This window comes from Snodgrassella sp. W8132, assembly GCF_016100865.1.
GTDB classification, from domain to species: Bacteria; Pseudomonadota; Gammaproteobacteria; order Burkholderiales; family Neisseriaceae; genus Snodgrassella; species Snodgrassella alvi.
Window position 1 is genome coordinate 1 of the sequence record NZ_JACFRQ010000015.1, and the last position, 528, is coordinate 528.

The window sequence follows — 528 nt, forward strand, 5'->3', positions numbered from 1 at the left end:
CCTTCACTCTGGATGATTTACGTAAAGAAGGTATGGTGCTTTATGGCACTACCGGCAATGATACCATCACCTTAAAAAATGGCCGAGCTATTATCTATGGTGGCAATGGTAACGATACCATTACTACCGGTGATAGTAATGATGTGCTCAACGGCGGTGACGGTAATGACTCTCTTTACGCTTATGGCGGCGACGATTTACTCGACGGGGGTGCCGGTAATGATTATCTGGTAGGTGGTGAGGGAAATGATACTTACGTATTTGCCAAAGGTCATGGACAGGACAGAATTTATGATATCAAAGGTACTGATACCATCCAGTTTACCGATGTTAATTCTGACGAAGTCAAATTCCGCAAAGATAAAGATGACTTAATTATCTATAGTTATAACGAAGGAGATTCTATCCGCATCACCGACTTCTTCTATAGTGACACTTACGCTATCGAGAATTTTGTCTTTAAAGATAAATCCTTCACTCTGGATGATTTACGAACTAAAGGTATGGTGCTTTATGGCACTACCGGCA

The 528-nt window shown here is 41.5% G+C and carries 1 protein-coding gene; it reads left to right on the plus strand.

Annotated elements, in window-relative coordinates; genetic code table 11:
* Positions 1 to 528 (plus strand): calcium-binding protein (locus tag H3U82_RS10785; RefSeq protein WP_304944959.1); only part of this gene is annotated, 528 nt, incomplete at both ends.